This window comes from Saccharophagus degradans 2-40, assembly GCF_000013665.1.
Taxonomy (GTDB): domain Bacteria; phylum Pseudomonadota; class Gammaproteobacteria; order Pseudomonadales; family Cellvibrionaceae; genus Saccharophagus; species Saccharophagus degradans.
On record NC_007912.1, the window covers coordinates 1,147,930 to 1,172,931 of the forward strand.

Below are 25,002 nucleotides of genomic sequence, written 5' to 3' on the forward strand. Positions count from 1 at the left end.
TTGATTGGTCTGCCACTATGTGAGAGTATTGGTCAGAACAATTACAAAGCTTTGCACTAATAATATCCAAGTGGGGTAATAATAATGAATAACCTAAAGGTTAAGCCGCTGGCTCTTGCCATTGCTCTGGGCTTGTCTCCTTCGGCACTAGTTTATGCGCAGTCCGATAGCTCGGCAGACGCGCAGCTAGAAGAAGTGATTGTGACCGGTGTTAAAGCCGCGGATCTAAACGCCCGAGAAGCAGAGCGCAGTAAAGACGCGTTCAGCTCGATTATCTCTCAAGATGACGCCGGCAACTTCGCCGACCAAAACGTTGCAGAATCGCTACAGCGTTTGCCCGGTATTACCTTGCAAAAAAGTGAAGGTGAAGGGCGCTACGTAAACGTACGTGGTTTGGGGGCAGATTTCGTATCGGTCACCATGAACGGTTCTGAATTGGCATCAGGTGGTGGCGACGGTCGCGCCTTTGCTCTGGATGCAATTCCAGCTGATATGCTTGGCTCTATAGAGGTGTATAAGTCTCTCACTCCAGATCAAGATTTGAACTCTATTGGCGGTACGGTAAACGTTAAAACAGTTTCAGCCTTCGATAAAAAACGTGACACTCTTAAATTAAAAGCTCAAGTTAATAACCAGGTGTACAAAGATCAGTTATCGCCTAAGATTTCTTTGTCTGGTACTAATTTATTGTTTGATGATCGCATAGGTATTGGCTATTCCGTGTCTACCGAGCAGCGGAACTCTGTGAACTATGAAGTTCGTCATCATTCGACTACAGATGCACGTTATATCACAAATGGTAATACCACAGCTTTGGTTCCTTATCAGTTTGAGGCGAAGCAAGAGGAAGGGGAGCGTACTCGTAATGCGGCCTCTTTAGATATTGGTTTCCGCCCCACAAATAACAGCGAATACTATTTACGTTTAAGCCACACCTCATATCAAGATTTGGACGTGGCACTACGAGAGTACAGCCGTTTTGATACATCCAGTGCAAGTGAATTTGTATTGCTGGATGTAGAAAATAAGATCATGGGTGCTGCTGGCACCGAACTACAGCATCAGTTCTTTATACAGGATGGCGTAGCTACTACAGACTCCGTAGCTATTGGTGGTAAAAACAATTTTGATAATGGCTGGGAAATAGAATACGACCTGTCTGTATCCAAAGGAGAGTGGGATAAGCCCGGTGCTTCTCGTGTTCAATTTCGAGCGCGTGATATGCCTATGATTGGTGGCTGGGGGCCAAATTATCTTTGGAGTATGCCAATTGAACGTGACCACTTAGAGTATCTTGCTGGGGTGGATCAGGTGCTGAGTAACGCACCTTATAACTATGGTTCTCGTCAGCAACCTGACATGGGTTTTGATAACCTTTTTATCGAAGATAGTTTCCGTACTGATGATGTTAGTCAGCTTAAAATTGACATCAAAAAAGAATTTGAAACCGGCAAGATTAATTACATTAAATTTGGTGGCACGGTTAAAAATCGAGAGCGCGATCGAAACAAAGATCGCTGGAGTGTAATTCCTTCGGATAAGGCTTCTATCGGTTGTCCCGCGGCTGAAGATCCAGAGTTGTGTTTTGATTTGGCGTCGTCTGAATTAGGTGATTTCGAAACATTTGAGCCGGCCCATGCGGACATCCGTCATAACTTCATAACTTACGATGATGCTCGGTACCTTATCGACGCTACTAAAACGGCGGCAACAGAGTTCGATAAGAACAATAACGATCAAGATAGCGTTAAAGACGATTATGTTCTTACTGAAGACGTACAAAATATTTATTTAATGGCGGAATTTGCCACTTCAGATAACTCTACGTTAATCGTTGGTGGTAAATACGAAACAACTACGTTCGACTCTACCGGAAACTTTTCTATACGTTGGGATAGAAACGAAGATAGTTCGTCGGCGACTTCCGACGATATTGTTGTGCCGTTGACAAATACCCAGACGACATACAGTGACTTTCTGCCAAGTATTCACTGGAAGTATGAGCCTCGCGACGACTTGCTCGTGCGTGCTGCCCTTTGGACTAGTTTCACCCGTCCAAATTTCTCAGATTCACGTGCGTCAGTTGAATTTAGTGGTCGGGTAATACTGTGCGATGCTAATGCTGTCGAAGAAACTTCTTTGACTTGTGATGATCGCCCTACTGACTTAAATAGTGCTTGGAGCTCGGATGAGGCCGTTAAGGCAAACACTGTTATAGGTAAGGCGAATACCTTAAAAATAGGTAACCCGTCTTTGAAGGCTCAATACGCCACAAACTTGGATACCTCTTTAACTTGGTATGCGAGTGATGACCTGTACTTCCAGGCTGCATTATTTGCCAAGCAAATTGATGGTTTTATTGCAGAGGTTCGCGGGCAGGAAATGAGCTTGGAAGATCTGCCGTTTTATGTTCCGGTTGAGACGATTAATGAAAGCTCTCCTGCGTTGAACTTAATACCAGGAAAGGTTTATGACGATGTAAACATGAGCATTAACGGCGAAGTGGCCCACGTTTATGGTCTTGAATTGACCTACTCTCAATACTTCAATAGCGGTTTGTTTATACAGAGTAACGCTACTTTTATCGGTAGTAGTGCTGATGTAGGTAGTACCGTTCGCGAAGATAAAATTGCCTTGCCATTCCAAGCGGATGAGACCCTTAACCTAACGGTAGGTTGGGAGAACGACGACGTTTCTGTACGTTTGATTGGCAACTATCGCAGTGCCGTACTTGAGCAAATAGGTAGTTGTACCGCTGCCAATAAAGCTCAAGATATCGCTGATGCTGCTGCACGAGCTGAGGCTGGTGGTAATGGTGCAATCATTCCTGAAAGTTGTAAAAAGTGGGCCGACGTTTACGAAGACAACACCTTTGGTTTGGACTTTAAGGCAACGTGGAAAGTCACCGATATGATTGGCGTCTATTTTGATGCGCTAAACCTAACTGGTGATCGTTCAGTTCGCTACTACACGGGAAATGAATACAGCAATGGGAAAATGATGTACAGCGGTGAAGATTTTGGTACCTCATTCCAGTTGGGCGTTAACGTGAAAATTATGTAATTAAAACCAGTTGGGGTTACGGTTAACACTGGCCCCAACCAAAAGAATGCACATTAAAATAATGAAGGTGAATATTATGAAAAAGACAACATGGCTTGGCTGTATTGTTGCTAGCACGGCGTTAGTCGGCTGCGGTGGGGAAAGCACTTCCAGTGCACCCGATATTACAATTAACATCATTGAAGAAAATGTTACAGTAGTCGACGGCGGTGATGGTGGCGGCGACGGTGGTGATTCTTCAGTCATCGTAAATACCGCGCTTCCAATCGTAGAAAATTTTGATGCGGCTGGCGAAACCATTAACTTTTTCAGTGCAGCCTATAAGGCGTTGGCTACTGAAAATGCTGATGATGCCAATGACAACTTTTACTTTTCAGCTGCTGGTGTATACAACCCTGACGGCACTTTGTCTGATCCAATGAATACGTGGATTACACTAGATTCTGATCCAAAAATTCGTTTTGGTAATTCACGTTGGACTATTGGTCAAACTGTAAGTGATTTGGCCGAGTTTGTTGAAGGTGATGGTAACGAGCGCAATAAGTCCACACCTGGTGGCGGTGTAGATAACAGCGAATCTTGGGGTGAGCTAGATTTATCTTCGCCTTATAGCATTTCGTTTTGTGTTGTAGATGCTAGTACTGGTGGCCAGTTCCAAATATATGTAGATAACAATAGTTCATCATCTGGTTCATCTATTCATGCAAGTCAAAGTCGTATTCATAATGTCGCGGTTTCTACTCTGCCTGTCGGTGAGCGTGTAACCGTTGACTCTGAAATCGGTACTGCTAATTCCTTTATCCAATTCCGTGTAGATAGCGGAGGTTGGGTCGTTATAGATGATTTGGTTATTGAAAATGCTGCTAACCCTGCTGGCGATCAGCCTTCGTGTACAGGCAAGACTACAGCATTCGGTGAAAGCCAATCTAGTGGTGGCGAAGAAGAGCCCGAAGCAGTTGCGGGCACGGCGTTTACCGGTGTTCCATTAACAGGTTCTTTCTCATTAAGCTTTGATAACTTGTTCGGCACGGACGATACCGCTACTTTCACATCAATGTCTGACGATACTGCTGTGCCATTCAATACTGTGACAGGTGGTGGTTCTAGAATTACTGTTGCCGATGGCAAGTTAAGTATGAATGATGCTCGCTTCACAATGGGCGATAAAGGTGGCGCGGCGACAGCGGACGCGGTTGCTCCTGTTGGCGATATCGATCTATCTAAACCATACACAATTGAGATTGTAATTTCTGATTTCACTATGGAAGCTGCTGAAGCGGGTAGTTTTATTGTTTACGTTGATAACAATACCTCTTCATCTGGTAATTCACTGCATGGTGAAGCTAGCAAATTAGCAACGTTAAAAACAGATGATGCGGAAGTGTCCACATTGCCTTACACCTTTACTATCGATTCTGATGTGGGAACAGCAAACTCGTTCATTCAGCTTCGCGCAGATAGTAAAGTAGGCAACATCACTATCGACAGTGTTAGCATTAAATATCAGCCAGTAGATAATTCCGATACGGTTGTTACTTGGAACTCCTACTCTGGCGATAAAAAGCCAGTAGAGGCAGATAGCTTAACCTTAGCGGATGATTCATTAGCGACCATGGTTGATGGTGGTACAGATCTAACCGACGCATACTGGTCTGTTGCTGGTGGTATCGCATCGTTTAATACTACTGCTGGTGGTGTTAAGCCCTACGCTACATTCGGCCCCATAATGCCAGAGCCTGTAGCTTACCCGCAGACTTATACCATGATTGCTCGTCTTGCTAACCCAAATACGATAGATAAATCGTTTGAAATCGAGTCTTCTTTTGGCGGTACTGATGGCGATGCTACATCCCCTAAAGCGGGTCGCATTAAATTGATGCTGCGTGATGATCGCGTTCAAATTGAAAACTTCGACGGTGATGCTGATCCGGAATGGCAATGGGATGCTTCGTCTTTTGACGTAACAGAGTTCCATACTTACCAATTAACTGTAACGTTAACCAGCGCTCGTTCTGCAACTGCAACAGTTTATGTTGATGGTGTAGAGAGAATTGCCGCTGTTCAAACGGATACGCTGCGAGATACAAGCGTAGATACCAACCGTATTTCTATTGGCGAAAACGGTAGCTCAGATTATGAAGCTGATGTTGACTGGATTATTTGGACCAACGATGGCGCGTTCACTGCTGAAGAGCTCATTGGCAAACTACCAGGCACAATTGGCGATGTTTCAACCTACACCGCCGACTAGTTCGATCGGGCTATAGTTTACCCATCTATAGCTTGGTCAATATCAGAAAGCCCCGAGGACACAATCCTCGGGGCTTTTTTTTGTTCCGTATTTATGGCGTACTATATTAGGTTAGTACTATCTTTTGGCGTAACCTATTGTTGGCTAGTAATAACCTCTTGTTTGAAAAAATAAAAAGGACACAGCAATGACAGATTTATATCAACAAACCTGTGAAGTATGCAGGGCTGATGCGCCGCGCGTACCGGTAGACGAAGCAGAAGTGATGTTAGAAGAAATCCCTTTGTGGCGCATACAGCAACAAGAGGGCGTAAAACAACTTGCTCGCAATTTTAAATTTAAAAACTTTATAGAGGCTTTGGCGTTTACCAATACCGTGGCGAATTTGGCCGAGGAAGAGGGGCATCACCCCAAGCTAGTGTTGGAATGGGGAAGCGTAGAGGTGGTGTGGTGGACGCACAAAATTAAAGGGCTGCATAAAAATGACTTCGTTATGGCGGCTAAGACGGATAAGTTATATGAAGGCTAGTCTGTTAGGTTGACCAGTTAAGCTCGCCTTTAACTTGCAAGCTATGGTGCCAATAGGTTGTAAAAACGTGCGTTTATTATTAAAAAAGAAACGTTGTGTCGCCTAAAGCATTGACTAATACTGGAAAGCTGCAATTGGTCTAAGCAAATCCCAAAAGCTAGTTATACTGAATGTTGCTCCTCATCTTAAATAAGTGTGTAGGCGATAACAATGCAAAAACAAGGCTTAAGCGCGAGTGCAAAAATAACCCTAATACTGCTGTTATTGGCAGCGGTTGTATGCGCGGTGGCACTAGTAATTACTTTGCGATCAGTTGACGCAGTTAAACAGCAGCACCAACAGCAGGTTGAAAGATCGTTATCCGCAATTACTCAGTCCCTTAGCCAGCGCTTGGCCGGTGGTGCAGAGCTGCACTCGTGGCTAAACCGAGCCGCAACGCACAATAACGTTGTGGCTGCGGTTGTAGTGAATAGGCAAAGTAAAGTGCTGGCGCAGGCCAATATGCCAGAGCTTATGCAAGCAGCGCCGATGACCATGAAAGCGTTCGAAGCCGTAATTGCTGATCGCAATTATTCCTTTTCTCCTCAAATTGTATCTTCGCCTATTATCATGCTCGATGAGGGGGTAGCGATGGATGCGGGCAATAAGCTTATCACTGTATTCGACAGCCGCGGCTTGGAGGCTGTGCAGTCAGCACTTTGGAATACTTTTATCGTAGTGGCTGTTGCAATATTTGCAGTGGTTGCTTGCGCGGGGTTGCTTATACACCGTTGGGTGGCGGCTCCGCTTAAACGAATAGATAAAGCGCTAACTGTAGCTGGGCAAACAGGTAATTTTGCCTGTTTTATAGAAGAGGATACCAACGCCAATATACGTAAGTTATCACTTGGTTTAAACGCGTTCTTAAGCAAAGTGCGCACGCGAGAAATGCATTTGGAAAAACGTGTGCGCCAGCGCAGCGATGATTTAAAACGTTTGTCTGACGATTTAAAGTACCGCGCATTACACGACACCTTAACGGGCCTGCCAAACCGCTCTTTATTAGAAGATGAGATTATCCGCGCGGCTGCGGCTGCAGATAGAAAGGGACACTACTTTGCCGTTTTTATGATGGACCTAGACGACTTTAAAGTGGTGAACGACAGTTTTGGGCACGACTTTGGCGACCAGCTACTTAAACAAATAGCGGCTAGGTTGCAAAATAATTTGCGCGGCGAAGATAGGGTTTACCGCTATGGTGGCGACGAATTTGTCGCTGTGGTTGAAGGGCTAAACTCCATGATAGATGTGGAGACAATTGCGAAGGGCATTCTTAAAGAGCTTAATAACGATTTAGAGCTAATGGGCCGCGAGTTAACGGTAAGTGTGAGTGTAGGGGCGAGTGTATACCCTAAGCACGGTAGAACCTTATCCGAGCTGGTGCACAATGCCGATGTTGCCATGTATGCTGCTAAAGACAAAGGCAAAAACAGCTTTGTTATTTACCACGACGACATTGAAGAAAATGAATCCCATACCGATTGGATTATAAAAGAGTTGCCAAAAGCCATGAGCAACAACGAGCTTTTGGTTTACTACCAACCCAATGTGAAAGTCGAGAAGGGGATGTATCAGTTGGTGGGAGCCGAGGCCCTAGTGCGTTGGCGACACCCCGAAAAAGGCGTACTTATGCCGCAAGAATTCGTGGCCCATGCAGAAGAGTACAGCTTAATTACCCAGTTGGATTTTTACGTGTTGCACAGCGCCTGTGTGCAGGCGCGAGTATGGTGCGATAAGGGAATTCCTATTCCCGTGGCTGTGAATATGTGCGCCGAGCACTTTAAGTCTTATAGGGTGGTGGAGCGCATTAAAAGTATATTGGACGAAGTCGGCTTGCCGCCCCATTTACTCTGCTTAGAGTTGCGAGACTCTAGCGATATGCGCGATTGTTTTGAGGCCAATAAAATAATGGCAAGCTTGCACGACTTAGGTGTAAAAATTGCCCTAGATAATTACGGTATAGGTTCAACCTCTATTAATTATCTGCGGACAATACCGTTGGATTATTTAAAGTTAGATAAATCGATAGTGCGCGATGTGAACCTTAGCGAAAAAGACAAAAATTTAATTAAGGGTATGGTCGACTTGGCTAGAGATTTAAATATTGGTTTGGTTGCCGAAGGTGTAGAAGACGAAGATCAAGTAACAAGTTTGGCCGGAATAGGGTGCGATACTATGCAGGGGTTTTACTTTTGCGAGCCGCGGGATTTGGCTGGGTTTGTACAATGGGTGCAAGAGAGCACCCATCACTAGGTATATCACTAAGAGTATCGCTAAGAGTATCGCTAAGAATAGGATAGAAAACTACGTTAGCTTTCTACTGCAAGCAAATGACCGCATGGCGGTAGCGCTTTACCGTCTAGCCAGGCTTGGTTTGCCTGCATATGTAAGCGCCCCTCAGCAAACCACTTTACCGCTAAAGGGTAAATGATGTGCTCTTGCACCTGCACCTTTGCGGCAAGGGTGTCGGCTGTGTCGTTACTGTCTATTTTTACCTGCGCCTGAATAGCCGCTGGCCCTCCATCTAGCTCTGCCGTTACAAAATGTACCGTTACACCGTGAATGCTGTCTCCGGCGTCTATGGCGCGCTGGTGCGTGTGTAGGCCTTGGTATTTAGGTAACAGCGATGGATGGATATTTAACATTTTACCCGCGTAGTGGGCTGTGAATGCAGGGGTGAGAATACGCATGAAGCCTGCCAGCACAACTAATTGCGGCTGGTGCTTATCTATTTCTAGCTGCAGGGCGGCATCAAAGCTTTCGCGGCTTTCAAACTGTTTGTGATCGACTACAGCGGTAGCAATATTGGCAGTTTCGGCGCGTTGCAGGCCTTTTACATCGGGCTTATTCGAAATAACGGCAGCTATTTTAATCGGCAGGCTGCCATCTTGTTGGCCGTCAATAATGGCCTGTAAGTTGGTGCCGCTACCGCTAATAAGTACAACGACACGCATTGGGGAATTGCTCATGTATCTAACCTTTAAAAGGTGTGTAGCGTAAAAGTTTTAAAGGTTGAGTAGGTCAACTTCGGGTGCGCCTTCGGCAGCAACAATTTTGCCTATTTCAAACGCGTCTTCACCGCTTTGTTTTAATTGGGCAATGGCGTTGGCGGCCTCTGCTGCGGGTACGCATACAATCATGCCTACACCGCAGTTAAAGGTGCGGTACATTTCTACTGCATTAATGTTGCCTTGCTCTTGCAGCCATTTGAATACAGGGGGGAGTTCCCAGCTGGCGCAGTCGATTTGTGCACGCGTATTTTCTGGTAGTACGCGAGGAATATTCTCCAGTAAGCCGCCACCGGTAATGTGGGAAAGGGCATTTACCTGCACGTTTTTAAATAGCTCTAACAATGGCTTTACATAGATGCGCGTTGGTTCTAGTAACGCTTGGCCTAGAGTGGTATCGCCCACTTTATCGTCTAAAGATGCACCGCTTACTTCTAGCACCTTGCGAATAAGCGAGTAGCCGTTGGAGTGCGGGCCGCTAGAAGGAATACCCAATAGCACGTCGCCGGCTGCAACTTTGCTGCCGTCTAGAATTTTACTTTTCTCAACAATACCAACGCAGAAGCCGGCTAGGTCGTAATCTTCGCCTTCATACATGCCTGGCATTTCGGCGGTTTCGCCACCTACTAGCGAGCAGCCCGAAAGCTCACAACCCGCGCCAATGCCTTCAACAACGCTTGCGGCTACATCCACGGAAAGCTTGCCAGTGGCGTAGTAATCTAAGAAAAACAGTGGTTCTGCGCCGCCAACAATAAGGTCGTTTACGCACATGGCAACCAAGTCGATACCAATGGTGTCGTGCTTGTTTAGCTGCATGGCCAATTTAAGCTTGGTGCCCACACCGTCGGTACCGGCCACTAATACGGGCTCTTGATAGCCTTTTGGCAGCTCAAACAGTGCGCCAAACCCGCCTAGGCCAGCCATAACTTCTGGGCGACGAGTGCGCTTAGCGACAGATTTAATACGCTCTACAAGCGCGTTGCCTGCGTCTATATCTACACCGGCGTCTTTGTAGCTAAGGGAGGGGGAGTTGCTGTTTGATTTGGAATCAGTCATTGGCGGCACACTGCTTGGTATGAATTTGGAATCTAAAGCGTAGCTGAACATTTGGGTTCAAACGCAGTCTAGATTCGAGTTGAATTTGATTGGGGCGGCATTTTATCAGTTTCGCGGCCGTTGGGTTAGTCTTTCTCGGCCATTTACCTGTGGTTAGGTTTACATTTAACCGTTTTTTGATGTGTAAATGGCCACAAATGCTGCATTACGTTGTGTTGCTGTGCTGCGAAGTTGCTACAATGGCCGCTCTAAAAACAGGGGGTTATGTGAATCGTTATTGGTTTGGTATTGTTTCACTCTTGGTTGTTCTGTCGAATTCGGTCTTTGCCCAAAATGCAAAGCTCGATTTATATCGCAGTGTGGTACCCGTGCGCTCTCAAGATGCGAGCGAGCGTCAGTTTGCTGCGCAAAAAGGGTTGCAAGAGGTGTTGGTGCGCATGTCGGGCTCGGCATCTGTGCTCGAAAGCCCTTCAGTTCAAGAGGCAATAGGCAAGGCTCAGCGTTATTTGGAGCAGTTTCAGTATGCGCGTTTAGATAACAGCGAGCTTAAGCAAAAGGGGTTTGAAGAAAACCTGTCTCTCGTGTTTTCTGCGCGGGTTGTAAAAGAAATATTGCGCGAAGCGAAACAGCCCTTTTGGCCCGAGACGCGTCCTAAAACTTTGGTGTGGTTGGTAGAAAACCATATTGATGACGGCAAGCGTTTCTTAGGCGCCGATTCTAGCCACCCTCTTATTCAAAGCTTAAACGCCAGCGCAAAGCTGCGCGGCGCGCCGCTTATCTACCCGCTACTAGATTTAGATGACCAAATAGCCCTTTCGCCAGAGCAGGTTTGGAATTTAAATGAGGCCGCTATTTACGAGGCTTCTGCGCGTTATCATGCCGATGTAATATTGCTGGGCCGTTTCTCGGAAACCTCGCAAGGGGTAATGCTCGCTACATGGCAAATAGCCCACCGCGGCGAGTCGCGCGTTTTCGATAGCCGCAGTGATGACATAGCCGCGCTAGGCTTAGATGTGGTTGCCCCGCTAACAGAGTGGATGTCGAGCATTTACGGCATAGTGCCGCAGGCGCAGGGTGAGCAAAAAATGTATTTGAATGTGGCGGGTATTCAAAGCTTTGGCCAGTACATGGCGGCTTTTAATTACTTACAAGGCTTGGCCATGGCGAAGGATGTGCAGCTAGTGGCTGCGCGGCAAGATACCCTACTATTAGCGTTGGCGGCCGACACAGACATTGAAAAATTAGTTTCTACCCTTAAATTAGACGGTCGGCTGCGCGAAAATGTGCGCAATAACGGTACGCTGGCACCAGTAGAGCTACCTTGGGGCCAAGGCCCACAGCGTGGCAGTGCCGAGCTTCCATTAGAATATCGCTGGTTTGGCTCATAGCCAAAACCAGTTAAGTGTAAAACTAACTATGAACGAAAAAACTTCCACGCCGGTACAGCTTAGTCTTGGTGTTTCGTTGCGCGAAGAAACAACCTTCGCCAATTTTTTGGGCGCCGTTGGCAGCAACGCGCAGCCGGTTGCTGCGCTTCAGCAATTTGCTGCTAACGAGGGCGAGCAAAATGTATTGGTGTGGGGCGCCCCCGGCTCGGGTTTAACGCACCTGTTACAGGCTGTGTGCCACCGTGCGTACGAACACGGCTTGGCCGTACAGTATTTACCTTTGCAAGATATGGTTGGCTACGATGCGCAATCTATTTGCGACGGCTTAGAGCAAATGCAGGTGGTATGCTTAGATGGCATAGACCATATTTGTGGTATTAAAAGTTGGGAGCAAGGCGTATTTCACTTGTACAACAACTTGCGCGATGCGGGTCACCGTTTGCTTATCGCATCGCACACAAGCCCGCCGGCGTTGCCATTAACACTGCCAGATTTAAAATCGCGCGTATTAGGCAGCGTGCGTTACCACGTAGAAAGTTTAAACGACCTGCAAAAGCAAGATGCTCTAATAGCACGCGCGGTCGCACGCGGCATGGATATGCCCGTCGAAGTAGCACGCTTTATTCTCAACCGCGCTTCGCGCGATACCAACGAGTTGTTCTACCTGCTAGACCAGCTAGATGACGCCTCCTTACAAAAACAACGCAAGCTTACTGTGCCATTTGCCAAAGAGGTGTTGAATCTATAACAGTAGCAAGTAACTAATCGCTAATTACTAGTGATTAAAAACTAGTAATTAGCGGCTCTGTTTTAAGGCGTGATGCACGCTACGCATTGGGCTAAAACATTGAGTTCTTGTTTGTTGCCTTGTATTGCGAGTGGTTCGAAGAGGGATTGTTGGTTTAAGTCTTTAAACAATTTTATTGCAGGCGCATTATCGAGCAGGGTGTTTTCTATGTTGCTGGTTAATGCTTTTGCGTTTTGCGTAAGTGCGCGTAAAAACTGCTCTTTGGCAGAAAGAGGCTGTGCAATTAGCTTCACTCTATAGTCAGAAAGTTGTTGGCGTTCTGCTGCGGCTTTTATCACATCGTTCAAGCCGCCTAGCTCATCAACTAACCCCAATTCTTTTGCCGTGGTGCCAGACCACACTCGCCCCTGCGCAATCTCGTTTACTTGCTCTACGCTTATGCCGCGAGCGTCGGCAACAATCGAAAGAAAGCGGCTGTAAATATTATCTACTCCACTTTGCAGTACTTTTTCTGCGGCGTTAGACAGTGGGCGGTCGGTACGGAACACATCGGCCAGTTCGGTTGTGCCGATACCGTCTGTGTGTATACCCAGCGCATCGAGGGAGTCGGTAAGGTTGGGGTACAGCCCCCACACACCAATAGAGCCGGTAAGCGTAGCTGGCGTTGCCCATATTTCATCGGCGGCGGTCGCAATCCAGTAGCCACCCGAGGCGGCTAGGCTGCCCATAGAAATATAAATGGGAATGCCCTTGGCTTTTAGGTTGCTAATTTCTTGGCGAATAACTTCAGAGGCAAATGCGCTGCCGCCGCCGCTATCCACTCGAATAACCAGCGCTTTAAGGCTGTTATCTTTTTGCGCTTCACGCAGTAAGTCTGCCATGCTATCGCCGCCAATAGTGCCTTCGGGGTGGCGGCCGTCGTAAATGGTACCGCTCGCGACTATTAGGCCAATATTGTCATGCATGTTTAAATTTGGCGTAAAGGTATCCGCTAAGTAGTGCTCCATGGTGACACCATTGGGTTGGCCCTTCTCCTTGCCTTCGCCGTATTTGGCGATGAATATCTCGCGTAATTTCACGCGGGACACAACGTCGTCTACTAAGCCTGCATCGCGGGCAAACTCCGCAGCGGTGCCACTGTAATTTGGTAGGGCTTTGGGAAGTGAAGTGATGTATTCATTTACCGCACCAACAGGTAATTCGCGCTGGGCTTCCACTTGGCTGGTGTATAACCCCCACAATTCATTTAGCCAGCGGCCGTTGTGCTCGCGGGATGCGTCCGACATAGAGTTGCGTACAAACGGCTCTATGGCATCTTTATAATCACCTACGCGAAATACATGAAATTTTAATTTAAGTTTGTCGGCGGCTTCGGCCCAATAATTTCGGTATATACCGTAGCCCGTTACGAATACTGCGCCTAAGTCATTTAAATAAATATGGTCAGCGTAGGTAGCCAAATAGTATTGTTGTTGGCTTAGGTTATCGCCAAATGCAACTACCTCTTTACCGCCTTCTTTAAAACGCAAAATGGCATCGCCCACTTCTGTAAGCTTGCTTACACCACCGCCGGTTAAATGGTTTAAGTTAAGTACTAATGCGCTAATGCGCGAGTCTGTTTTGGCGCGATCAATAGCGGTAATGAGGTCGCTTACTAATGTTTCGTTAGGGCGGTTAGAGCTATCTAATAATGCTAAAGGTGAAGGGTCGTAGGTAAGTTGATCGACTAAATCCCCCGATGGTGCCAGCCACAGCGCAGTGCCGTTTTCTATTTTTGCGAATGGTGAGCTAAACATGGCTACCAATATGCTAATAAAAATTATTAGAAATAGAATATTAAAAATGAAATTCCGCAGCGCACTAATGCCGCGCCAAAGGCCTCTAATAAACTTCATTGTTGTTTTCCTTACCTTTTTAAAGCTGCGTTTAATTAAAAATAATTACTTAATCTTGGTAGAGCATGCGCTGTGCCCAGCGAGAAGCCATCATTGCGCAAACAAATAAATACACGGTTAAACCAATAAAAATACCATCGGTAAAGTTGGCGGTAGAGGCGAACGCACCTTCTACGGCTTTTACAAAATAAAATAAAATAATAAAACACACCCAACTATAGGTGCGGTAGTGGTTTTGTAATATGCCGGGCAAAAATGCCAATAGCGGTACGCACTGAATAAGCAAAATAGTAATGTTAAAGCCCGAAGGGCGAGAAATATTCCAAAATATAAAAAGTGCTAAAAGCGCTGCGTAACCCATTAGGAACACAGTTTTAATGCGCATATATTTTTGGCGCATGGTAGGAGCTGTTGCATCAGTCATAGAGTTTTTTCGCTAGGGTGGCTAGGCGTTTGCCAAAGGCTACGCACAGGGCTTTTTCTTCTTGGCTTAGTTGTGTGGTGCCATCGCTGCCAGCAAGGTGCGATGGCCCGTAAGGTGTGCCGCCAGTTGCGGTGGTATGTAATGCTTGCTCGGCGTAGGGAATACCGCATAACACCATGCCGTGATGCAGTAGGGGCACCATCATCGATAACAGCGTAGATTCTTGACCGCCATGCATCGACGACGTAGAAGTAAAAACACCCGCTGGTTTGCCGATTAATTGGCCGTTTACCCATTGGGTGGCTGTGCCGTCTAAAAAGTATTTTAACGGTGCCGCCATATTGCCAAAGCGGGTAGGGCTGCCTAGGGCAAGGCCTGCGCAGTTGATGAGGTCGTCTTCAGTGCAATACAGGTCGCCGTCGTCGGGTATGGCAGGTTCTGCAACTTGCGTTACAGGGGCAACTTTTGGCACTGTGCGCAAACGCGCTTCTATGTTTCCAGCCTGCTCAACCCCTCTAGCAATTGCCGAGGCAAGTTGTTTAGTTGAACCTTTGTGGCTGTAATACAGTATAAGTACGTAGGGCGTGGGCACGGGTTTATCTCGCTTTTTAAAGCAACGTGTTAACGTTTTCGGGTGGGCGACCAAGTACAGCTTTATCTGCGCACACTACAATAGGGCGCTCGATTAGCTTGGGATGAGCAACCATAGCATCAATAAGCGCCGAATCTGAAAGGGTAGTATCTTTAAGGTTAAGCTCTTTGTAGGCCTCTTCGCCTTTGCGCAGCAATTCGCGCGCGCTTATGCCCAGTTGCTTAAGCAGTGTTTTAAGCTCGGCTTTGGTCGGCGGCGTTTCTAAGTAAAGGCGCACAGTAGGAGTAATTCCCGCGTCTTCAATAAGTTGTAATGTTTGCCTAGACTTGGAACAGCGAGGGTTGTGGTAAATAGTAAAAGCTTTACTCATAGTTAAATCGGCTGGTTATGTTGGTTGGTTACAATTTGCAGCCATTGTAAACGCCAGCCGTACGACTACAAGCCCATATTATTACTTTTAACCACCAGTAAGAGCACATGTGTGCGCTAGAGACGGTATGTAGAATAGTTTATTCTGGTTGCAACAAGGTTTATGGATCAAGGTTTACGGATAAGTTATGTGGGATATTGCCAAAGTTAAAGCATCAATTAAGCCGTTTGTATTCGCATTAGGGCGTTTTTTCGGCAACTTATACAAGGAGTTTGTCGAGAAGGGCTGCCAAAAGAGTGCGGCTGCGCTCACTTATATGTCGCTGTTCGCCATGGTGCCATTAATGGCGGTGTTTTATTCCATGTTCTCTATGTTTCCCGCGTTCGACGGGGTAGCACAGCAGCTGCAAGATATGATTTTTTCTCACTTTGTGCCCGAAACTGGCAGTGAGGTGCAGCAGTACTTGGCCAATTTCTCTCAGCAAGCACGCAATTTGAGTGCCGCTGGTGCCGGCCTATTGGTGGTAACGGCCTATTTGATGCTCACCAACATAGAAAAAACGTTTAATGCTATTTGGGGGGTTAAAGCGGCGCGCAGAGGCATTACCAGCTTTCTTTTGTACTGGGCTGTGTTGACTATTGGCCCTCTCTTGCTAGGCGCCGGCTTGGCAATGAGCACCTATTTACTATCACTTAAAATAATTGTGAATGAGTACGATGCAATAGGCGTAACCAATTTATTTTTTAGCTATTTGCCGCTTTTTACCACCAGCGCCGCTTTTACACTGCTTTTCGCCGCCGTACCCAACTGTAGAGTACCTATTAAATTTGCGCTTATTGGTGGTATTCTTACGGCTGTTTGCTTCGAACTGCTAAAAATTGGTTTCGGTTGGGTTGTGGCAAATTCCAGTTTTAGCCAAATATACGGTGCATTCGCGGTAGTGCCCTTATTCTTACTGTGGGTAAACCTGTTGTGGATGATTATTTTGGGGGGCGCGGTATTTGTGCGCACATTGGCAGAGCGCGGCTATGCCCATTCATCTTCTCGCTATACCGACCTTATGGCCGTGTTACAGATACTGGCCATATTCAAAGAAAAGTCGCGTACTGGCGAAAGCGTGACGGATGGTGATTGTGTGCGTGCTGGTGTAGGTCTTGTTCACTGGCAGCAGCTGCGTTCTAAGCTTACCGAAAAAAACTGGATAGCCGTTACCGATAGCGGCTTTTACGTGCTGTGTCGCGATTTAAGCGACGTAACCGTATGGGATGCAGCTTGTTTGGTGGGGGCAACCCTTGCCGAGCTAGAAAAGACGCCCAGAAAGCGCTCGCGCGATGGCGAGTGGCGAGAGGAGTTTAGCAAGCGCAAAGATTTATTAGCCGACGATGCGAAAGCCCATTACGGGATTAGCCTACAGGCCTTATTTAGCCCACAGCAAGTCGAAGAGCTGCTTGAAGAACTACCTGATGAGCAATCCGAAAAGTCAAAGTAGTGTGGGTGCAATTTTATGTACCTAGCTACAGAGGCTTTACCTCGGGTAGGTATGGGGGGATTTGTTGTATGTGGTGCGCCTTCGGCCGGCAATGTTTATAAATAAACATTCTTTAAAAACTACCGTGTTTAGAAATCTCTGCTAAGCTTTTTGTAATAGTAAACCATGCGCTGGGGGTCGAGATGCCATTATTGGCTAACTGGTCGCCAGTAAGTGTAAAGTTTGAACACTTGGTTTGTTTTTGCTTAATAACAGAAGGCGATTCGCTGTTTCATGGCCACACCTCTATTAATATGTGATGACTCCAATATGGCGCGCAAGCAGGTTGCGCGTGCGCTACCCGACGGTTGGGATGTGGATATTACCTTTGCCACTAACGGTAGCGAAGCCCTTGACGTTATACGTGCAGGCAAGGGGGAAATGGTATTTTTAGATCTCACTATGCCGGTGCTGGATGGCTTTGGCGTGTTAGAAGCTGTAAAAAACGAAGGTCTTAAGGCTGTAATTATTGTTATTTCTGGCGATATTCAGCCTGCTGCCCACGAGCGTGTAATGGCGCTAGGGGCCTTGGAGTTTATAAAAAAACCCGTTAGTAAAGAAAAGCTCGGCGAAGTGCTGGAGCGTTTTGGTCTGTTGTAGCTGCCCTAGTTGGCGCTAAACAAGCAGCCTCACCACTCTTTCCGCGTGTATAATCGGCTGTTCACCCATTATTTGTAAATCCAACTATGCCCTCCTTTCCTCTTTCGCCCTTTGGTGAGCGTTTATCTGCACCTGCCGGTATTGTTTCTTTAATGGATGACCTAGGCGAGGCCCTAAACGTAAACCCTGATATTTTGTTTTTGGGCGGGGGGAACCCTGCACGTATCCCCGAGATGGAGCAGGCTTTCGCTCAAGCGTTGCAAGCCATAAGCGCTAACCCAGAGCAATTACATAAGATGCTGGGGGTGTACCAGTCGCCACGAGGGCACGAGGGCTTTATTGAGCGGTTAGTGCCTTTTTTGAATGAACGCTGCGGTTGGAGCATCACCAGCAAAAATATAGCCCTAGCTAATGGCAGTCAGTCGGCGTTTTTTATCTTGCTGAATATGTTGGCAGTGCCCGCTACCGCTAATACGCCCGCACAGAAAATTCACCTGCCCATGGCCCCCGAGTACCTCGGTTATAGCGGGCAAACCGTCGCGCCAGATATGTTTTGTGCTCATAAACCCCTTATTGAGCTGGTTGAGGGCAATCAATTTCGCTACCGAGTCGATTTAGCGACTCTCGCCAACACCCAAAATGTGGCTGCCTACTGCGTATCTATGCCTACCAACCCCACGGGTAACGTGCTGGCGCGTAGTGAAGTAGAGGCATTGCAGGTGCTTGCGGCGGAACAGCAAGTACCGCTTATATTAGATTGCGCTTATGGTGCGCCGCTTCCTGGAATTGTGTATCAAGAGGTTGCCTTGCCGTGGTCAGACAATAGCGTGTACATGTTTAGCTTATCCAAGCTTGGGTTACCTGGCGCGCGAACAGGCATCATTGTGGGGCCGGAAGAGCTGGTAGAGCAGTTTGTGAATGCCAATACCGTAGCTAGTCTTGCCAATGGCAATGCAGGCCCAGCCCTAGCTGAGGCCCTAATGGCGCAGGGGCAATTAGAGCCATTAATTCAGCATACCGTAACCCCTTTTTACCTTGCCAAGCGCAACCACATGCTAGGTGCGTTAGAGCAGGCCCTAGCAGGGCTGCCCTGCAGAGTGCATTGTGCCGACGGTGCCTTTTTTGTGTGGCTCTGGTTGCAAGATTTGCCTATAAGCGCCCATGCGCTCTACCTGCAAATGAAAGCCGAGGGGGTATTAATTATGCCTGGTGAGCCTTTCTTTTTTGGCTTGGATGCACCGTGGGACCATGCAGAGCAGTGTATTCGCTTGTCTTACTGCCAAAGTGATGAGGTGATTGTAAAAGCGGTAACCATTTTAGGGCGGGTATTGCGCAAAGCTTATGGGGCTTGATGCGATTATTCGTCTATTCTGCAGCTATCCTTGCTGCTGCCGTTGCTGTGCAAGTTAAGTGGTTAGTAGTTTTTTAGAGATACTTTTCAATGAGCTTGTCACTACATCACCTACGGGTACATCAATAGGAACAGCTATTACGTCGTCCTCATTCACTGGGCGCTCAAGCGTGTCGAACTGGCTATCCAATAGCTTGGTGGGCATAAAGTGGTTGGCGCGCGTGTCCATCCTGCGTTTAATTGTATTTTTGTCGCCGTTTAAAAACACAAAAATAGTGTTGTAGCCCGCTTCACGTATTTGATCTCTGTGTTCCTTTCTCAAGCCCGAAAACGCCAAGGTGCAATCTATATGCAGCCGCGCAAGTTGGCGCAAGTGCCCGCAAATGGATCTTACCCACGGTTTGCGCATTTCATTGGTTAGCGGTATGCCTGATGCCATGCGCGATTTAGCTTCTTCGCTGTGGTAATCGTCGGCTTCCAAATAGCGGTAGCTCAGTGTATCTGCAATTTTTTGGGCAATGGTCGATTTACCACAACCGGATACCCCCATTACTACAACGAGATTCGGCCGCTTCACTTCTGGCTTTAGTTTGGGTTCTGGAGAGAGCATGAGCGTAAATCTTAAAAGTGAATGATTGCGTTATCATAGCACTTCAAAATATGGTAGCGCAATCATGTTGGCGTGTGATATTCTATGCCACGTATATCAAACAACTCATTTTGTAACATTTCAGATGTATAAGTTAGGTTATTAATATGATTAATAAGGTGGCAAACAAGCGGATGACCTTGGCGGATGTGGCCGAAACTGCTGGTGTTAGCGCAATCACAGTTTCGCGTGTAATTAATCAGCCAGATAAGGTTTCCGCTAGCATGCGTGATAAGGTCCAAAAGGCCATCGATAAGTTGGGCTATATTCCCAACCGTTCCGCAAGCGCGTTAGCCTCCGCTCGCTCTGGGGTGTTGGGGGTGGTTATTCCCTCGTTGTCCAATGCTGTTTTTAACGATGTGTTGCGCGGTATCTACGATGTAGCGGGCCCCGCTGGCTATCAAGTGCTGTTGGTAGATACCCATTATTCGCCAATGGAAGAAGAGCGCATGGTGCGCACCCTGTTAAGTCAGGCGCCAGAGGCCATGATTATTACCGGTGGGGATCAGACTCAGCACACCCGCAAAATGCTTGTTAAATCTGGCGTGCCCATTGTGCAGGTTATGGAAACCGTAGAGAGCCCTATCGATATGAACGTAGGTTTTTCTCATCGCCAAGCAGGTTACGATTTAGTGACGCGCTTATTGGCTAACGGCTTTGACCGCATTGGCTTTTTGGGCGCTAGAATGGACCCGCGTGCGCAACAGCGTATGTTGGGGTACAAGCAGGCTATGGATACCGCTGGTAGAAATTACGATGGCCTTATTGTAACCACGCCTAAGCCTTCTTCTATTGCGATGGGGGGCGAGTTACTGCGCAGTGTTATGTCTAGCAGCAACGGTGTGTGTGATGCGCTATTTGCCTGTAACGACGACTTGGCGTTGGGGGCTTTGTTTGAGTGCCAGCGTATGAATATAAGCGTACCGGGTGATATGGCTATTTGCGGCTTTAACGATATTGAAACCGCGGCATTAGTCAATCCATCTTTATCGAGCGTGCATGTGCCGCGCTACGAAATGGGCGTAACCGCAACCGAAATGGTGCTAAAGGTGTTGGCGGGTAACGAAGTTGAAAACAAAAAAATCGACATTGGCTACACCATTCAAATGCGCCAATCCACCAGCACCGATATTCATTGGTAGGTTAGTAGCTGGTTGTTAGTGGAAAGCTGGTAAGCGCTAATAGCTTATTTGTAAAGCCCCTCCTAAATAGGCGGGGCTTTTTGTTGTGGGGTGTAACAAGCTGGCCTGTTAGTGTGTGGCAGGTAATAGAACGGTTAATTGATAGGTCGCGCCGGCGGTGATGTCGGAGATGGTGTTGCCACTTATTACCGATTCATTTAGCTGTATTTCCATTTCTTTTATATCGCTGCTTTTGCGGTAGCTCACGTTAAACGTTGCGCCTCTAAATTCCCTAACGGCTTCTGCTGTTTGCCAGGCGACAGGCAGTTGCGGTTGTACAACTAAGCCTTGTGGCGAGCCTTTCAAGCCGAATACCCCTTCAATTAAGCAGCGGTAAACCCACGAGACTGTACCCGTATTAAAGAGCTGGCTAGAGCGACCGGCGGTGCGGGGGTGCTGGTAGTATGCGCCGCGATAATAGTTAGGTATGAATACTGGCAGTTGGCCGCGCTGTAAAAGATCGGCTTCATCTGGCCCAGGCAGCATTTGGCGTAGCAGTTTATATGCGCGTTCGCTCTCGCCAATGGATAACAAGCTAAATATATAAAACACCGCCGCGTGATTATAAACAGAGCCGTTTTCTGCAGAGCCTGGGAATTTTTGGGTAACTCGGCCTACGTCATCGCGCATGGCGGTAAACGCGGGGGCCAGCATCATTACGCCGTAAGGGGTTTCCAGTTGTTGCTCTACTGCGTCTAGCAGGCATGGGATTTTTTGTTCGTCGGCGGCGCCGCCAAGTATTGCCCAGCTTTGTGGGTTTAGAAAAATTCTGCCTTCTTTATCTTTGCTGGTGCCAAACAGTACGCCGTCATCTGTAATGCCGCGGCCAAACCATTCGCCATCCCAAATATGCTTGTTTACCGCCGCGTTTATATCTTTAGCGCCCTGTCTAAATTCGTTGGCGCAACTGTTTTGCTGCCGTTGTTCGCAAACATCTGCCCACAGGTTTAATGCATAAGCGGTAGCGACTGAAAGCCAGCCGGATACCCCTTTGCCCTTGTAGCCCACCATGTTCATGGGGTCGCACCAGTCGCCCTGTGCGATAAAGCTTAGGCCGCGTTCGTCGCGTGCTTGCAAAAGCCAGCGCATAGCGTGATGCATATGTTGCTCAACAGTTTCGCGCTTCTCGCCACTCGCATAGGGTACTATTTCGTCTAATAGGGCGTAGTCATTGGTTTCATCCAAATAGGCTTGCATACACACCGGCAGCCAAACGCAGTGATCGGTATGGGGTATTTGGTTTATGTATTTAAGCTCGGCGCCTTCAAGCAATAAAATGCCGTCGGGCATTGCACCGCTTTCTTCCTGCTGGCTTAAGGCATGTAAAAACGCCTGCCGCGTAATGTTGGGCTTAATGTAGCTCATGCCCATATTGTCTTGAATATAATTGCGCGTTTGCGGGTCGGTGGTTAACCGGTTTACATCGCCGTGATAAAACACTTGGCGCGGTAGCCAGTGGTTTACAAAGTTGTTTAGTTCTGGGTCTGGGGTGTTAATTTGCAAGCAGCCTTTGCCGCTCGTTATATAGGTTTGGTATTCGCTTTTTGCTTTGGCAAAACCTTCGGCAGATAAATACTTATTGCGCAGTGCAATGGCTTCGCTCTCGTCAAATGCTGGGCCAAAAATAAAGCGAAAGGTTTGCTGCTCTTGCGCTGCAAGTTCGCGGCGGTATTGCAATACCGCTGTGGGCGTTTCGTACAATGCGTTGCCGCAGCCCAGCGTTTCTTGTTGTATGGCGTTGGGGTTGTGCAACCCGCCTTCGCCTTCGAAGTTTTTCTGGTTTACTTCCCATGCTGCTGGGGCGGTTTCGTGAAGAAAGAACGTTTTATCTTTAAAGTCTTTATTCTTAAAGTAGTCGGCGACTTTTTGATAAGGCGTTACGCAGCTGGCAATAATGCCGCCGGCGGTTTGGCTGTAGTCACCAGATTGATTCATCCACGACATGTAACCCACAGGAAAGTACGGGTAAATACTGAGTTTACGAGGTTGCGCGCCGCCGTTTTTTATTTTTAGTTCCCACAATTCTACTACATCGTCCACCGGCAGGCTAAGACATAGCTCTACTTCAATGCCTAAAGCGGCAATATGCCAGCTTATATCGCTCTTGCCTGCGTTAAAGCTAAAGTTGTTCAGCTGGCTGCGCACAGGCTCGTAGGGTGCCGAAAAAATCTCGCCTGTCTCTTCATCTTTTATATAGAAAAAGCGCCCGGGGTGATGCGCGTAATAGGGTTGCTCTGGTTGCATAAATGTTTTTGCTTCCAGATTGGGTGCGTAAGCGTATTTGGCTGGTTCTGGCTGCATAAATTGCGCAACGGCGTAGCCGCGGCAATTTACTTGTATCATCATTTTTTTATTCCATAAAAACGATGCGCTTTGCGGCATAGCGGTAGGGCTAGTGAGTTGATAGCGTTCGCCGTTGTTAATGGCTTTTAACATGGTGGTACCCCAATACTGCGGTGAAGAAATTAGATGTATCTACTTGATTGAATACGAAGCATCGGCCACCAAGGGCGGCCGATGTGTATGTTTAGCGCGTAATTTTTTGTTTATCTTTCGGCGAGCTCTTTTTGTATTTGCTCAATTTTGTTGCCAGTTAAGTTGTAAAAACGCAGTGCGAAAATGGCCACAAAAGCAAACACACCAGGGGCGGCGGTTTGTAAAATAACAATACCGGTTTGCGAGCCGTCGGATTGCGCTTCGTTGGCGGTGTAACCAATCGAGGCGAGCACTGCGCCGATTGCTACGCTGCCTACCATGCCGCCCATTTTTTGCGAAAAGCTTGCGGCAGAGAAAGTCATGCCCGTGGCGCGGCGTCCAGTTTTCCACTCGTTGTAATCTGCGGCATCGGCCAGCATAGACCAAGTAAGCGGCGATTTAGGGCCGAGCGCCAAGCTAATTAAAATGTTCAAAATAAACATAATATAAATTTCGATTGGCATGCTGGCGCTATCTATAACGGTTACAGCGCCATTCGCATCCTTACTTGTTTTTATAACGCTTATGGCTTCGCTCTTAGCGGTTTCTAAGCTAAGTGTTGGGCCTGTTTCTGGGTAGGCAACGCGGTTTTTAATAATCCAAAATACTTTTTCGTTGTATGTCCACTGGTAGCTGTCGCCATCTTTATGTGCTTCGCCCAGTAATTCTGCAGCGTCTAAGGTAATTGCCTCGTCTTGGGTGATTGTAACTACGCCGTTAGAGGTGGGCTTTGGAATAAAGGCAAAAACAATACAAAGCACACCAACCGTGGCCATCAAAATGGTTAGCAGTTTTGCTTTGTCGCCTATGCGACGCAATAGAAATGGGTAGGACAAGGCGCCCACAGCGTAGGCTGCCATTTGTAAACCAATAAAGCTGCCCATAAGGTCTGGGCGCTCTACAAAGTATTTGAAGTAATAAGGTGCAGAGCTGCCGCGCAATACAATGGTAACCATTATGATTAGCGCGAGTGCGAATAGTACTACCCATGCGCGGTTTTTAAGCAGGTCTTTTATATCGTCGATGGGGTTGGTTTTTTGTCCAACAGGTGGGCTCACGCGCTCTTTGGTTGAGGCAAAGGTTATCCAAAACAGAATTGTTGCAACGCAGGCGTAAAGCATCATGGTCATTTGCCAGCCTTTGGCGTCGTCGCCTTGGCCAAAATACGCGGCGAGATCTGGGGTGGCGGCACCAACGATAATACTGGTGAAATAGGCGCAAAAGAAGCGAATGCTAAATAATGAGTTTCGCTCTGCTGTGTTTGCGGTTATCACCCCTGCTAACGATGAGTATGGCAAGTTCAAAATGGTGTAGGTAAGCATCATTAGGGTGTAGGTAATATAGGCCCATACTAATTTACCTGTATCGCCTAAATCTGGTGTGCTCATGGTGAGCACTGCAGCACCGGCCATGGGTAGGGCGCCAAACAATAAGTAAGGCCGGAACTTGCCCCAGCGGGTGTTCGTTCTATCTGCTATTGCCCCTATGGCTGGGTCTGTACAGGCATCTATAAGCTTGGTAACGACCATCATGATGGCGACGGATTTGGCCGAAATACCAAAAATATCGGTGTAAAAGAACACCAAGTAAGAGCCGATAATAGCCCAATAAAAATTAGATGCGGCATCGCCAAAGCCGTAGCCAATTTTCTCTTTTAAGCTAATTGTCCCCGTTCTATCTTGCGCCATTAGTGCGTACCTCTGGTTATTATTCTGTGTGCATTTTTATGGTAGCGCTATCATATCGTTGCGGGCGTTTAAAATCCAGTTGGTCTACGCGGGTGTCGTGTTGTAAGGCTTATTGCGTGCGGGGCCAGTGCTGGCTTGGTGTGGCGCTGTATTGAGCTTTTTGTGCG

At 47.4% G+C, this 25,002-nt stretch carries 19 protein-coding genes; 10 read left to right on the top strand and 9 right to left on the bottom strand.

Annotated features, from left to right (window positions below; all coding sequences use genetic code 11):
- The first annotated feature begins 84 nt into the window (after positions 1-84).
- The 4 genes from SDE_RS04680 (at position 85) to SDE_RS21160 (ending at position 8,135) form a co-directional block, all read left to right on the top strand.
- Positions 85-3,063 (top strand): TonB-dependent receptor, encoded by a 2,979-nt coding sequence (locus SDE_RS04680; protein WP_011467372.1) that lies wholly within the window; start codon positions 85-87, stop codon positions 3,061-3,063.
- 76 nt (positions 3,064-3,139) lie between these two features.
- Positions 3,140-5,314 (top strand): hypothetical protein, encoded by a 2,175-nt coding sequence (locus tag SDE_RS04685; RefSeq protein WP_011467373.1) that lies wholly within the window; start codon positions 3,140-3,142, stop codon positions 5,312-5,314.
- Between the two features lie 187 nt (positions 5,315-5,501).
- Positions 5,502-5,843 carry a 4a-hydroxytetrahydrobiopterin dehydratase gene (locus SDE_RS04690; RefSeq protein WP_011467374.1) on the top strand — a complete coding sequence of 114 codons (342 nt, stop codon included), beginning with the start codon at positions 5,502-5,504 and terminating at the stop codon, positions 5,841-5,843.
- Between the two features lie 210 nt (positions 5,844-6,053).
- Positions 6,054-8,135: a putative bifunctional diguanylate cyclase/phosphodiesterase gene (locus SDE_RS21160; RefSeq protein WP_011467375.1), complete on the top strand. Its 2,082-nt coding sequence runs from the start codon at positions 6,054-6,056 to the stop codon at positions 8,133-8,135.
- Between the two features lie 56 nt (positions 8,136-8,191).
- On the opposite strand, the gene purN is transcribed toward SDE_RS21160, so the two are convergent.
- Both purN and purM read right to left on the bottom strand, forming a co-directional pair.
- Complete coding sequence (gene purN, locus SDE_RS04700) at positions 8,192-8,851, bottom strand: phosphoribosylglycinamide formyltransferase (RefSeq protein ID WP_011467376.1); 660 nt, start codon at positions 8,849-8,851, stop codon at positions 8,192-8,194.
- 36 nt (positions 8,852-8,887) lie between these two features.
- The gene (gene purM, locus SDE_RS04705; RefSeq protein ID WP_041324241.1) at positions 8,888-9,946 is read right to left on the bottom strand and encodes a phosphoribosylformylglycinamidine cyclo-ligase; all 1,059 of its coding nucleotides are present in this window, start codon (positions 9,944-9,946) and stop codon (positions 8,888-8,890) included.
- 266 nt (positions 9,947-10,212) lie between these two features.
- Between purM and SDE_RS04710 the strand changes: the two genes are divergently transcribed.
- Together SDE_RS04710 and hda are read left to right on the top strand one after the other, a co-directional pair.
- On the top strand, positions 10,213-11,334 hold the full coding sequence (locus SDE_RS04710) for a DUF2066 domain-containing protein (RefSeq protein ID WP_158303856.1): 1,122 nt from the start codon (positions 10,213-10,215) through the stop codon (positions 11,332-11,334).
- A 28-nt stretch (positions 11,335-11,362) separates the two neighbouring features.
- Complete coding sequence (gene hda / locus SDE_RS04715) at positions 11,363-12,082, top strand: DnaA regulatory inactivator Hda (protein WP_011467379.1); 720 nt, start codon at positions 11,363-11,365, stop codon at positions 12,080-12,082.
- A 62-nt stretch (positions 12,083-12,144) separates the two neighbouring features.
- Here the strand turns inward: hda and sppA are convergent, their stop codons facing one another.
- Genes sppA through arsC form a run of 4 tightly spaced genes read right to left on the bottom strand, consistent with a single transcriptional unit; the run spans position 12,145 to position 15,363 of the window.
- Positions 12,145-13,977, bottom strand: coding sequence for a signal peptide peptidase SppA (sppA, locus tag SDE_RS04720; protein ID WP_011467380.1), 1,833 nt, complete (start codon positions 13,975-13,977; stop codon positions 12,145-12,147).
- Between the two features lie 49 nt (positions 13,978-14,026).
- Positions 14,027-14,401: a DUF2069 domain-containing protein gene (locus SDE_RS04725; protein WP_011467381.1), complete on the bottom strand. Its 375-nt coding sequence runs from the start codon at positions 14,399-14,401 to the stop codon at positions 14,027-14,029.
- Positions 14,394-14,993 carry an NAD(P)H:quinone oxidoreductase gene (gene wrbA / locus SDE_RS04730; protein ID WP_011467382.1) on the bottom strand — a complete coding sequence of 200 codons (600 nt, stop codon included), beginning with the start codon at positions 14,991-14,993 and terminating at the stop codon, positions 14,394-14,396. Before wrbA ends, SDE_RS04725 begins: the two co-directional genes overlap by 8 nt.
- A gap of 16 nt (positions 14,994-15,009) precedes the next feature.
- Positions 15,010-15,363, bottom strand: a complete 354-nt coding sequence (gene arsC, locus SDE_RS04735; RefSeq protein WP_011467383.1) for an arsenate reductase (glutaredoxin) — start codon at positions 15,361-15,363, stop codon at positions 15,010-15,012.
- Positions 15,364-15,550: 187 nt separating this feature from the next.
- Here arsC and SDE_RS04740 point away from each other — a divergent pair, with 187 nt between their 5' ends.
- From SDE_RS04740 to SDE_RS04750, 3 genes are all read left to right on the top strand, one after another.
- Positions 15,551-16,852, top strand: a complete 1,302-nt coding sequence (locus SDE_RS04740) for a YihY family inner membrane protein (protein ID WP_011467384.1) — start codon at positions 15,551-15,553, stop codon at positions 16,850-16,852.
- A gap of 273 nt (positions 16,853-17,125) precedes the next feature.
- A complete protein-coding gene (locus SDE_RS04745) occupies positions 17,126-17,491 on the top strand; it encodes a response regulator (RefSeq protein ID WP_011467385.1) in 366 nt (121 codons plus the stop codon).
- Between the two features lie 86 nt (positions 17,492-17,577).
- On the top strand, positions 17,578-18,843 hold the full coding sequence (locus SDE_RS04750; RefSeq protein WP_011467386.1) for a valine--pyruvate transaminase: 1,266 nt from the start codon (positions 17,578-17,580) through the stop codon (positions 18,841-18,843).
- Between the two features lie 54 nt (positions 18,844-18,897).
- On the opposite strand, the gene SDE_RS04755 is transcribed toward SDE_RS04750, so the two are convergent.
- Complete coding sequence (locus tag SDE_RS04755) at positions 18,898-19,452, bottom strand: gluconokinase (protein ID WP_011467387.1); 555 nt, start codon at positions 19,450-19,452, stop codon at positions 18,898-18,900.
- Between the two features lie 146 nt (positions 19,453-19,598).
- Here SDE_RS04755 and SDE_RS04760 point away from each other — a divergent pair, with 146 nt between their 5' ends.
- Positions 19,599-20,633, top strand: coding sequence for a LacI family DNA-binding transcriptional regulator (locus tag SDE_RS04760; protein WP_041324249.1), 1,035 nt, complete (start codon positions 19,599-19,601; stop codon positions 20,631-20,633).
- Between the two features lie 108 nt (positions 20,634-20,741).
- Here SDE_RS04760 and SDE_RS04765 read toward each other — a convergent pair whose 3' ends face one another.
- Positions 20,742-23,108: a GH36-type glycosyl hydrolase domain-containing protein gene (locus SDE_RS04765; protein ID WP_011467389.1), complete on the bottom strand. Its 2,367-nt coding sequence runs from the start codon at positions 23,106-23,108 to the stop codon at positions 20,742-20,744.
- 110 nt (positions 23,109-23,218) lie between these two features.
- Positions 23,219-24,835, bottom strand: coding sequence for an MFS transporter (locus SDE_RS04770; RefSeq protein WP_011467390.1), 1,617 nt, complete (start codon positions 24,833-24,835; stop codon positions 23,219-23,221).
- Between the last annotated feature and the right edge of the window lie 167 nt (positions 24,836-25,002).